Source organism: Nisaea sp. (genome assembly GCF_017640745.1).
Classification (GTDB): domain Bacteria; phylum Pseudomonadota; class Alphaproteobacteria; order Thalassobaculales; family Thalassobaculaceae; genus Nisaea.
The window spans coordinates 1-10,458 of record NZ_JAEPQA010000054.1 but is presented as its reverse complement, the minus strand read 5'-3'; the positions used below and the strand labels follow the sequence as shown (position 1 = coordinate 10,458).

Genomic DNA, 10,458 nt, shown 5'->3' with positions numbered 1-10,458 from the left:
CCATCCGGCCGAGATCCATCTCGACCTTCTGGAGCCACTCCGACGAGGTCTCGCGGATTGTCTCGTAATGCCGCTCGCCGACCGCCATCAGCCGTTCGCCGACATTGGCGCCGGCGGAGACGTTCATCCGCAGGCCGTCGCGGGCGTTCTGGTAGATGATGCCCCAGTCGGTCCGCATCAGCATGCGCCGCTCGGCCTCCGAGAGGGCATAAATGTCCTGCAGGCCGTCGACGCGGGTATTGAACCGCACGATGCCCTCGGTCGGCTGCATCAGCCCGGAAGCGCAGCGCAGAAGCGTCGATTTGCCGGAGCCGGACTCCCCGACGATGCCGAGCACCTCGCCCGGATAGAGCGAGAAGCTGACATCCTGGCAACCGATATTCTGGCCGTATTTCTGGGTGACGCCCTCGACCTGGAGCAGGGGGCCGTCCTCTCGCCGCGCCATCATTGGGCTTCTCCCTTGGTGTCGGTGCCTGCCGGAACGCCCTGATGGCCGACATGGCCGGCCTCGCGGCGTTCCGCGCAATAGTCGCTGTCCGAGCAGACATACATCTTGCCGCCCGCATCGTCGGTGATGACCTCGTCGAGGTAGCTGTCATCGGCACCGCAGAGCGCGCAGGTATCGTCCCAGGACTGGATGGTGAAGGGGTGGTCCTCGAAATCGAGGCTCTTCACGTCGGTATAGGGTGGCACGGCGTAGATCCGCTTCTCGCGCCCGGCGCCGAACAGCTGCAGCGCCGCCATCTGGTGCATCTTCGGATTGTCGAATTTCGGGATCGGGCTCGGCGCCATGATGTAACGGCCGTTTACCTGGACCGGGTAGTTGTAGGAGGTGGTGATGCGGCCGAAGCGCGCGATGCTCTCGTAGAGACTGACATGCATGACTCCGTATTCCTCGAGCGCATGCATCTTGCGCGTCTCGGTCTCGCGCGGCTCGACCCAGCGCAGCGGCTCCGGGATCGGTACCTGGTAGACGAGGATCTGTTCCTCGGTCAGCGGCTTCTCGGGGATCCGGTGACGGGTCTGGATGACCGTCGCCTCCGCGGTCTTCTCGGTCGTCGCGACGCCCGCCGTCTTGGCGAAGAAGCGGCGGATATTCACCGCGTTGGTCGTGTCGTCCGCGCCCTGGTCGATCACCTTCAGCGTGTCGTCGCGGCCGATCACGGCCGCCGTCACCTGCATTCCTCCGGTGCCCCATCCGTAGGGCAGCGGCATTTCCCGGCTGCCGAAGGGGACCTGATAGCCTGGAATGGCAACGCCTTTGAGAATGGCGCGGCGGATCATCCGCTTCGTCTGCTCGTCGAGATAGGCGAAATTGTAACCCTCGACCTGGGCGACCGGCTGGTCGTGTTCCGGGGCCTGCCAGGGCTGGGGCCTTTGATTGGTGCTCATGCTCTCGTCCTACTCGGCCGCGGCCAGTTCGTCGTCATCGGTTTGGTTGTCTTTCTCGCGCGCCTCGATCTCGGCGCGGAGTTCGCGCACGGTCACCAGCTCACCCTGGAAATCGACATAGTGCGGAAGCTTCAGGTGCTGGACGAAGCCGGAGGCCTCGACATTGTCGGAATGGTAGAGGACGAATTCCTCGTCCTGTGCCGGGGCTTCGATCTCCTCGCCGAACTCGCGGGCACGGAGCGCCCGGTCGACCAGCGCCATGGACATCGCCTTGCGTTCGCAATGGCCAAAGGTCAGGCCATAGCCGCGGGTGAATTGCGGCGGCACCTTCGAGGAGCCTTTGAACTGGTTCACCATCTGGCATTCGGTAACGGTGATCTCGCCGATCTCGATCTCGAAGCCGAGTTCCTCCGGGACGAAGGAGACGGCCAGTTCGCCCATGCGGATCTCTCCGGCAAAGGGGTGGGCATTGCCGAAGCCGCGCTGGGTCGAATAGCCGAGCGCGAGCAGGAAACCCTCGTCGCCGCGCGCGAGATTCTGCAGCCGGGTCGCCCGGTCGGCCGGGAAGCTCATCGACTCCCGCGTCAGGTCCGGCACCGCCCCGTCCTCGTCGTCGGGGATCTCAAGCTCGATCAGGCCCTCATGGTCGAGGATGTCGGCGACCCGCGGCATGCCCTCCGGCACCGGTTCGTCAGATTTCGGCGCCTCCCTGGTCTCGCCGTTCGCCGCCAGGGTAAAATCGAGCAGACGGTGCGTGTAGTCGAAGCTCGGCCCGAGAATCTGGCCGCCCGGGAGGTCCTTGTAGGTGGCGGAAATGCGCCGGCGGATCTGCATCTTCGCGGTATCGATCGGCAGCGAGGCGCCGAAGCGGGGCAGGGTGGTGCGATAGGCGCGGAGCAGGAAGACCGCTTCCTGGATGTCGCCGTTCGCCTGCTTGATCGCCAGCGCTGCCAGATCCGGATCGTGCAGCGAGCCCTCGGTCATCACCCGGTCGACCGCAAGCGGAAGCTGTTCGCGGATCTGCGCGATGGAGAGTTCCGGCACCCGGCGGTCGCCCCGGCGGATATCGGCTAGGTAGCGCAGCGAGTTCTCGATCGCCTTGTCGCCGCCTTTGACAGCTACATACATGGAGCTATTCCTTTCCTGCCGTGAGCGACACATTCGTCGTGCGCGGGATGGCCACCATCGAGCCGCCGGAGACGAAGACCAGATCGATGCCGCGGGGGAAGTAGCGCTGCTGCGCGGTGCGCGCCGTCCAGAAAGCGGAGGGAACCTCGGGCAGGTCGATGTTTGTCGTGTCCTTGATGCCGGGTCCGCTCAATATCAGCGGCCCGCCGGCCTTCACCGTGTCGACCTGGATCAGAAGCGTCGCGCCGGTCTCGGGATATTCGTCCGTTCCCGAATTGAAGCCGGAAAGGGTCTCGGGCGCCTTGTCGAGGATCGCGAAGGCGGCTTCCATGCTGTCGCGGGTGATCCGCGTGCCGCAATGGAATTTCAGGTAGGTCTCCGCCGCATCCGTTGCGAGGGCGGGGGCGAGATAGAGCGGGGTTTCGAAATCGACGAGAGCGAGGGCGATCGCCGTCGCCGCCCGATCAAGCGTGTCCGGTCCCTCGATGTCGATATCGACGGTCTGCACCGTCCCGGGGCGGGCCATGGCTTCCAGAAGGTGCCGGAAGACCGTCTGGGACTCCGTTACGCTATCGGTGAAACCGGGTGTGAGATGAGGCGTTCGGGCCAGGTTGTCGGCTGACATCGGATCAGTTCTCCCGTGCCACGGTGAAGAATTCGACCTTGGTCGCGGCCGCCTTGCGGCTGGCCCGCTTGCGCCGGTCGAGGTGCCGCAACTCAAGCGGCTTGATGATGGAATGTTCGACGGTCTCGGCGCGCTCCTTGCGCTGCATGAGTGCGTCGATGACGGCGGCGACTTCCGCATGATCCTTGTTGCGGCCCGAGACATAGCCGTGGCCGATCAGTCCGCAGGACAGCCCGACGGTGCAGCGTGTGACGGTCATTTCGCCCAGATTGAAGCGGTTCCCGGTGCCGCCCATGCGCCCGCGGACCATCACCATGCCGATTTCGGGGGCGCGGATACGGCTCCATTCCGGCTTGTCCGGGAGGTTCTGCCAGAGGCTGTTCAGGTCTTCGTAGGACGCCTTCGCAAGAATGGACATCCAGCGCTTGCGCTCATTCGAGTGTGGCGGTGAGGCCTGCGGTTCCATCGGCTTGTCCTCTTGTTCGACAAATTCGCGATTTGTATAGATGTCTATATCTTTGTGTGTTATAGGCCTCCCCAACGCTCCGCGCAATGGGGAGCGGATGAAAGTTTGATGACTGCCGGGAGCGAGCGCCTTGATCGAACGAAACAGCGGACAGGCGATTTGGCGGCAGATCGCGACCGACATCTCCGACGCGATCCGCTCCGGACAATACGCCCCGGGCAGCAAGCTGCCGACCGAGGCCGAGCTCTCACAGCGTTACGGGGTCAACCGGCATACGTTGCGACGTGCCGTCTCGGAACTCGCGGAAGACGGCGTGATCCGGGTCGAGCAGGGGCGCGGGAGTTTCGTGCAGGAACATGTGCTCGATTATCTGGTCGCGAAGAAGACCCGCTTCTCCGACAACGTCTTGAGCCAGAAACGCACGCCGGGCGGCCGGACGCTCCTGCTGCAGGAGGAAGAAGGGGATCCCTCGATTCTCAAGCAGCTCGGCCTCCCCAAGGGCAGCAAGCTGACGCGCCTCGACCGTATCGGGGAGGTGGACGGCAGGCCTATATCGGTCGGCAGTCACTATTTCCCGTCAGTCCGCGTGCCCGGATTTGCGGATCTGCATCAGGAACTGGACTCCATCACCAAGGTCCTGACCCGGCTCGGCCATGGCGAATACACCCGAAAGGTCACGCGCGTGACGGCGCGGATGCCGGACGCAGGCGACGCAGACGCGCTGCAGCAGCCGCGCAGCAGGCCCGTGCTGGTCGTCGAGTCGATCAATGTGACGCCCGACGGCAAACCGATCGAGTACGGCATTGCCCGCTATGCGGCGGATCGCTTCCAGCTGGTGTTCGAAAGCTGAGCCGATCCTTCCTGGAACGATTGTTCGTCTCGGATTCGAAAGAAACTGATCGCAAAGCGATCCTTGACCTCTGATGCGCCTCAGGCGAGGTAATACGGGAATTTCAACCCGCGCGAAGCGGGACGAACAAGGGAGGCAGGCGAAGATCCTGCCTGATGGTTTGATGGCGACATCCACCTATGTTTTGCGTCTGGTCAAGGACGTCTTTTCTCCGCATGCCGTTTCGAAGAACCTGCCTGACGCCTTCCGGATTTTGTACTGCAATACGGGCGATCTGGCGTTCGAAGGCGGCAATGTTCTGCAGCCAGACGAGGCGCGGTACATGCGGACGGGCTACGCTCTTCGTGCAGGCACCGAAGGTGGAGAGCTCTGGCGCTGGGAAATCGGCGATGCGAAGGCCAAACCCGATCTCGATCTTGGCGAGGGCATTCAGAGCGAGCTCGTCGTCAGCAACGCCGTCCCGAGCGTCGAGAAGCTGGACGACTGGCTGATCCGCTGCGACAGTGTGCTGTTTCCGACTGGCGGTGCTGCGGTGCCGCATACCCATATGGGCCCGGGCATCCGCTGCATGCGCAACGGCAAGCTGACTCTTTCGAGCGATACGAAATCGCAGGATTACCATCCCGGCGATGCCTGGTTCGAGCCGGGCGGACAGGCCGTCTGGGCCGATGCCTGCACCGACGAATGCACGCGCTTTATCCGCGTGCTCCTTCTGCCCAAGGACCTCAAGGGCAAGAGTTCGATCCGCTATCTGAACGAGGCGGACCGTCAGAAACCCAAATCCCAACGCTATAAGAGTTATGTAGATGAGCTCCTCTCCCTCAAGTAACGGTTCCGGTGCCGGTCGCCTCGGCGGCCATATTCTTGTCGATGCACTGGTGACCGAGGGGGTCGATCTTGTCTTCGGCGTGCCGGGTGAGAGCTATCTGGCGGTGATCGACGGGTTGCAGGAGACCAACGGGATCCGGACCGTGATGTGTCGCCAGGAAGGCGGCGCGGCGATGATGGCGGATGCCTATGGCAAGCTCACAGGCCGTCCGGGCGTCTGCATGGTGACCCGCGGGCCGGGCGCGACCAATGCGAGCGCCGGCGTTCATGTCGCCTTCCAGGATTCGACCCCGATGGTGCTTCTGGTCGGCCAGGTCGCGCGCTGGATGGTCGAGCGCGAGGCCTTTCAGGAGATCGATTACCGTCGCATGTTCGGCCAGATGGCCAAATGGGTGGCGCAGATCGATGATGCGGCACGGATTCCGGAATATATCAGCCGGGCCTTTCATACGGCAGTTTCCGGCCGTCCGGGACCGGTCGTTCTGGCGCTGCCGGAAGATATGCTGATGGACTATGCCGAGGCGCCGCAGATCGCGCCCTACGTCCCGGTCGAACCGCATCCTGGCCCGGAGCAGATGGCCGATTTCCGCGCCATGCTGGAGAAGGCGGAGCGGCCGATGATGATCGTCGGCGGCGGCGGCTGGGATCGCGAGGCCTGCGAGAAAATCGAACAGTTCGCGGTCGCCAACGGCATTCCGGTCGGCGCGTCCTTCCGCTGCCAGGACTATTTCGACAACCGCCACCCGAACTATGTCGGCCATGTCGGCATCGGCATCGATCCGGCACTCGCCGCGCGTATCAAGGAGAGCGACATGGTGATTGCCCTCGGCACCCGGCTGGGGGAGATGACCACGGGCGGCTACACGATGTTCGACATACCGCGCCCGAAACAGGGGCTGGTGCATATCCACGGCAGCGCCGAGGAACTGGGCCGGGTCTATCAGGGCGATCTGCTGATCAACGCGACGCCGCGCACCTTCGCCTCCGCGCTCGCCGCGATGAAGCCGGTCGACGGGGCCAAGCGGAAGAAGGATATCGCGAAGGGCCATGCCGACTATCTGGCGACCCTGGAGCCGCTGCCGGTTCCGGGTTCCGTGCAGATGGGCGAGATTGCTGCCTGGCTGAACAAGACGCTGCCGGAAGACGCGATCATCACCAACGGAGCCGGTAACTACGCGACCTGGATGCACCGCTTCTACCAGTATCGCGGTTTCCGCACCCAGCTCGCGCCGACCAGCGGGTCCATGGGCTATGGACTGCCGGCCGCGGTCGCGGCGGCGCTGGTGCACCCCGAACGGGTCGTCGTCTCGATGAACGGCGACGGCTGTTTCATGATGCACGGCCAGGAGCTGGCGACGGCCATGCAGCACGGCGCCAAGCTGATCATCATCGTGATCAACAACGGCATGTACGGCACCATCCGCATGCACCAGGAACGCGAGTTTCCGGGCCGGGTGAAGCATACCGAGCTGCAGAACCCGGATTTCGCCGCGCTGGCGCGTGCCTATGGTGCGAACGGCGAGACGGTTCTCGAAACTTCCGAATTCGCGCCCGCTTTCGAGCGCGCGCTCGCGGCGGACAAGCCGACCCTGATCGAGGTGAAGATCGATCCGGAGGCGATCACGCCGAAAACCACGCTCTCCGCAATTCGCGCCGCTGCGCAGGAAAAAGCCGGCTGATTTCACATGCCGCTCCCGTCTCGCGTCTAAGCGGATGGAGCGGCATTCCTTCCGGTGCCGCCCGCAATCGTCAAACCTCGGAGGAGGTGGTCATGCGTATGCGGAGATGGTTGTTGTGGGAAATGGAGCGGGACAGTCAGCAGATCCCGCTCTGGATGTTCTATTGGTTCCGTCCGGCCAATCAGGTCGAGGCGGTCATCCTCGAGGCTTTGCGTGTCAGGCGGAACGTTGTTCGCTGATTGAGTGATCGCGGCTTCCGCGCCTCAGTCGTATTTCCGTTTGCGGTCGAGTTTCTCGACCAGCAAGCGGCGCTGTTCGGGCGTCAGCTGATCCATGATCTCGATCATGAAGGAATGGGTTTCCGCCCGCATCCGGTCGTGGACCGCATTCATCCGGTCTAGGGCCTCGAGATAGGCGTCCTTGTTGAATGGCTCGCGGACCAGCACGTCGCGGATCGCGCGCCGGCTTTCCCGGGTCTCCTGAAAATTCTCCCGCATGGCGTCGTCATGCTGTTCGAGGCGGCTGCGCAGGGCCGGAGTGAGGCTGTCGCCGAGGGCATATTCAATCACCTTTGACATGGACTTGCCGTGCCGCGGGCCTCCATGTCCTCTCGGACCGTCCCATCGATCCCACCGTCCGACGACCATGCCGGCGACGAACAGGTTGAGTGCGACGGACAGAAACAGCAGCAGGGCAAGCGTACGGGTCCGGGTCCAGGTCATTGGTTGATCTCCAGTGTCTCCGCGCCGAGCGCGCTTTCCACTATCGTCAGTTGGTCGTCATAGACATTTGTCGTTTCTGCTGGCAGATCGGTCAGGCTGATGCCGACAATGAAGCCGGCCGCACTGGCCGCGACGAGACCGGCAGCCGGCTGCCAAAGTCCGCCGAAGGGCCAGAGCGCGCTGAGGAATCCGCGAAGGTCGAACGCGCCACCCAGCTCGGCGACCGGGCGAGGCTGCAGCTCGGCCTCGTCGAGGATATCGGTGAGGGCGGCATCCAGTTCGGCCCACTCGGCCAGAACCGCTTCAAGGTCGCGGCGTTCCGAGAGAAGGGCGCGGGCGGCATCCCGCTCCGAGGACGGCCATTTCGCCAGATCGGAGCCAAAGGCGTCTGCCAGTTCCCTGAAACGTGTTTCGGTCATCTCTCTCATCTGCGCTCTCCTGCCGCCGTCCTGGCATAGGCTTCCGGCTGTTCTTGCCGGACGATGTCTTTCAGTTTCGCCCGTGCCCGCCGCAGCAGCGATTCCAGGGCATCGACGCTGATCTCCATCGTATTCGCCACCTCGTCGGCCGTCATGTCCTTGAGGTGAAAGAGGGAAATCGCGATTCTCTGGCGCTCCGGCAGCGCTGCGACCGCATCCCGGACGCTGAGGTTTTCCCGCTTGATCGTGAGCGCCTGCTCCGGAGTCGGGCTATCGTCCTCGAACTCGCGGCTCTCGATATCGACGGTCGGACGCCGGACCCGCAGTCGGTCGACACTGAGATTGTGCGCGATCCGATAGATCCAGGCTTTGGCGCTGCCCTCCGGATCCCAGCGAGGCGCGTTGCTCCAGACCCGGGTCAGGCATTCCTGCACAATTTCCTCCGCTTCGCTCCGGTTGCCGAGAAGGCGATGAGCGAATGCGGACAGCGGACCGCGATGGCGCAGTACGAGCCTGTCGAAGGCAGCCCGGTCGCCATTGGCGACCAGGCCGAGCAAGTCGTTATCGGACTCCGCCATACGCGCTTCCGCATTTTCGCCGAGCGAAGCGGCTATTAGTGCCGGTAACCCCGACCCTCGCAAGAGCCGCCGTTCATGCCACGATGCATGCCGCCGTGATGACCGCCATGGGGACCGCGCATTTCGGTGACTTCCTCGAGGCTGATGACGCCGTCCCGGTCGCTGTCCATGCGCTGCATGCGATGGGCGCCGGCGCGGGCATATTCCTCGGTCGTCACGACGCCGTCGCCGTCCGTGTCGAGCATGGCAAGGAAGCGTTCCATCCGCTTCAGGCGCTGTTCCTTGCGGGCCGCGTCCATTTCAGCCGCGTCGATGGTCCCGTCATTGTTGGTATCGATCTCCGACGCGCGCTTGCCGCGGGCCTGGTACATCTCGGCCTTCGTCAGCTTCTGGTCGCCATCGGTGTCGGCTTCCTTGAAGCGCTCCAGCATCATGGCTTTGTGTTCGGCGGCACGCGGGCCGCCCTGCATCCCGTGGGCTCCGGCAATGGCCGGCGTCAGGATGACGGTGCCGAGCAGTGCGGCGGCAAAAATCTTCTTCATCTGAATAGATCCCTTGTTGCGTGAACCCGTTCCAATCGACCGGGTTATCCATTCAAACGAAGCGGCTCGGGAAATCCGTCGCGGCTGCGGCAAATATTCTCTCGTGCCGAAGCGGTACTTTCAAAGCGCGTGTCCCCGGAGTAGCCTGCAACCAGTTCAACGGCTTGAAAAAATTCGGGAGGAATCGATGGCCGCGGCAAGCAAGAAAGTGATCATTACCTGTGCGGTGACGGGGTCGATCCACACCCCGACGATGAGCCCGCATCTGCCGATCACGCCGGACGAAATCGCGAAGGATGCGATCGCGGCCGCCGAAGCCGGTGCCTCCATCCTGCACCTGCATGCGCGCAATCCCGAGGACGGCAGCCCGACGCCGGATCCGGACATGTTCATGCAGTTCCTGCCGCGCATCAAACAGTCCTGCGACGCGGTCGTGAACATCACCACCGGCGGCGGTCACGGCATGAGCCTGGAAGAGCGCCTAGCGGCCGCGTTCCGGGCCAGCCCGGAAATGACCTCGCTGAACATGGGATCGATGAATTTCGGCCTGTTCCCGATCCTCGACAAGATGAAGGAGTTCAAGCATCCGTGGGAGCCGCAGTTCCTCGAGAACTCCCGCGACTTCATCTTCCGCAACACCTTCAAGGACATCGAATACATCCTGAAGGAGCTCGGGGAGGGGCACGGCGTCCGCTTCGAGTTCGAATGCTATGATGTCGGCCATCTCTACACGCTGGCACATTTCGCCGATCGGGGTCTGGTGAAGCCGCCGTTCTTCGTTCAGACGATCTTTGGCATCCTCGGCGGCATCGGCGCGGACGAGGAGAACCTCATGCACATGCGCCGGATCGCCAACAAGCTGTTCGGCGACGATTACCAGTGGTCGGTTCTGGCCGCCGGACGCCACCAGATGAATTTCTGCACCATGGCGGCGATGCTGGGCGGCAATGTCCGGGTCGGGCTTGAGGACAGCCTCTTCATCTCCAAGGGCAAGCTCGCAGAGAGCAACGCGGACCAGGTCGCCAAGATCAAGCGGATCATCGAGGACCTTTCGCTCGAGGTCGCCACGCCGAAGGAAGCCCGCGAAATGCTCGCGCTCAAGGGCGGCGACCAGGTGAAGTTCTGATCCCATGGGAGCCACGCTCGATATCACCGGGAAGACCCGCGTCTTCGGATGCATTGCCGATCCGATCGATCACGTGCGGGCCCCCATGGTCTTCAACCCGATC

The 10,458-nt window shown here is 63.4% G+C and carries 14 protein-coding genes; 5 read left to right on the top strand and 9 right to left on the bottom strand.

Going from position 1 to position 10,458, the window contains the following annotated elements; genetic code table 11:
- The 5 genes from JJ959_RS20900 to phnG all read right to left on the bottom strand — a co-directional run.
- Window positions 1-448: ATP-binding cassette domain-containing protein (locus tag JJ959_RS20900; protein ID WP_292888330.1), on the bottom strand; the 448-nt coding region annotated here is incomplete at its 3' end.
- Window positions 445-1,392: an alpha-D-ribose 1-methylphosphonate 5-phosphate C-P-lyase PhnJ gene (locus JJ959_RS20895; protein ID WP_292888327.1), complete on the bottom strand. Its 948-nt coding sequence runs from the start codon at window positions 1,390-1,392 to the stop codon at window positions 445-447. The genes JJ959_RS20900 and JJ959_RS20895, both read right to left, overlap by 4 nt.
- A gap of 9 nt (window positions 1,393-1,401) precedes the next feature.
- Window positions 1,402-2,520, bottom strand: a complete 1,119-nt coding sequence (locus JJ959_RS20890; protein WP_292888324.1) for a carbon-phosphorus lyase complex subunit PhnI — start codon at window positions 2,518-2,520, stop codon at window positions 1,402-1,404.
- 4 nt (window positions 2,521-2,524) lie between these two features.
- Complete coding sequence (gene phnH, locus JJ959_RS20885) at window positions 2,525-3,145, bottom strand: phosphonate C-P lyase system protein PhnH (protein ID WP_292888322.1); 621 nt, start codon at window positions 3,143-3,145, stop codon at window positions 2,525-2,527.
- 4 nt (window positions 3,146-3,149) lie between these two features.
- The gene (gene phnG, locus JJ959_RS20880; RefSeq protein WP_292888319.1) at window positions 3,150-3,611 is read right to left on the bottom strand and encodes a phosphonate C-P lyase system protein PhnG; all 462 of its coding nucleotides are present in this window, start codon (window positions 3,609-3,611) and stop codon (window positions 3,150-3,152) included.
- A gap of 130 nt (window positions 3,612-3,741) precedes the next feature.
- Between phnG and phnF the strand changes: the two genes are divergently transcribed.
- The 4 genes from phnF to JJ959_RS20860 all read left to right on the top strand — a co-directional run bounded on the left by phnF (window position 3,742) and on the right by JJ959_RS20860 (window position 7,207).
- A complete protein-coding gene (gene phnF, locus JJ959_RS20875) occupies window positions 3,742-4,461 on the top strand; it encodes a phosphonate metabolism transcriptional regulator PhnF (RefSeq protein ID WP_292888317.1) in 720 nt (239 codons plus the stop codon).
- Window positions 4,462-4,624: 163 nt separating this feature from the next.
- On the top strand, window positions 4,625-5,290 hold the full coding sequence (locus JJ959_RS20870) for a hypothetical protein (protein WP_292888314.1): 666 nt from the start codon (window positions 4,625-4,627) through the stop codon (window positions 5,288-5,290).
- Window positions 5,268-6,968 (top strand): thiamine pyrophosphate-binding protein, encoded by a 1,701-nt coding sequence (locus JJ959_RS20865; protein ID WP_292888312.1) that lies wholly within the window; start codon window positions 5,268-5,270, stop codon window positions 6,966-6,968. Before JJ959_RS20870 ends, JJ959_RS20865 begins: the two co-directional genes overlap by 23 nt.
- Before the next feature lie 92 nt (window positions 6,969-7,060).
- Window positions 7,061-7,207 carry a hypothetical protein gene (locus tag JJ959_RS20860; protein ID WP_292888309.1) on the top strand — a complete coding sequence of 49 codons (147 nt, stop codon included), beginning with the start codon at window positions 7,061-7,063 and terminating at the stop codon, window positions 7,205-7,207.
- 24 nt (window positions 7,208-7,231) lie between these two features.
- On the opposite strand, the gene JJ959_RS20855 is transcribed toward JJ959_RS20860, so the two are convergent.
- From JJ959_RS20855 to JJ959_RS20840, 4 genes are read right to left on the bottom strand one after another with little or no spacing between them, the layout of a single operon-like run.
- Window positions 7,232-7,690, bottom strand: coding sequence for a periplasmic heavy metal sensor (locus JJ959_RS20855; RefSeq protein WP_292888306.1), 459 nt, complete (start codon window positions 7,688-7,690; stop codon window positions 7,232-7,234).
- Window positions 7,687-8,118: a hypothetical protein gene (locus JJ959_RS20850; protein ID WP_292888304.1), complete on the bottom strand. Its 432-nt coding sequence runs from the start codon at window positions 8,116-8,118 to the stop codon at window positions 7,687-7,689. The genes JJ959_RS20855 and JJ959_RS20850 overlap by 4 nt, the downstream gene beginning before the upstream one ends.
- Complete coding sequence (locus tag JJ959_RS20845) at window positions 8,115-8,687, bottom strand: sigma-70 family RNA polymerase sigma factor (protein WP_292888301.1); 573 nt, start codon at window positions 8,685-8,687, stop codon at window positions 8,115-8,117. The genes JJ959_RS20850 and JJ959_RS20845 overlap by 4 nt, the downstream gene beginning before the upstream one ends.
- A 35-nt stretch (window positions 8,688-8,722) precedes the next feature.
- Window positions 8,723-9,229, bottom strand: a complete 507-nt coding sequence (locus JJ959_RS20840; RefSeq protein WP_292888298.1) for an EF-hand domain-containing protein — start codon at window positions 9,227-9,229, stop codon at window positions 8,723-8,725.
- 187 nt (window positions 9,230-9,416) lie between these two features.
- Between JJ959_RS20840 and JJ959_RS20835 the strand changes: the two genes are divergently transcribed.
- Window positions 9,417-10,355 carry a 3-keto-5-aminohexanoate cleavage protein gene (locus JJ959_RS20835; protein ID WP_292888296.1) on the top strand — a complete coding sequence of 313 codons (939 nt, stop codon included), beginning with the start codon at window positions 9,417-9,419 and terminating at the stop codon, window positions 10,353-10,355.
- Window positions 10,356-10,458 lie beyond the last annotated feature (103 nt).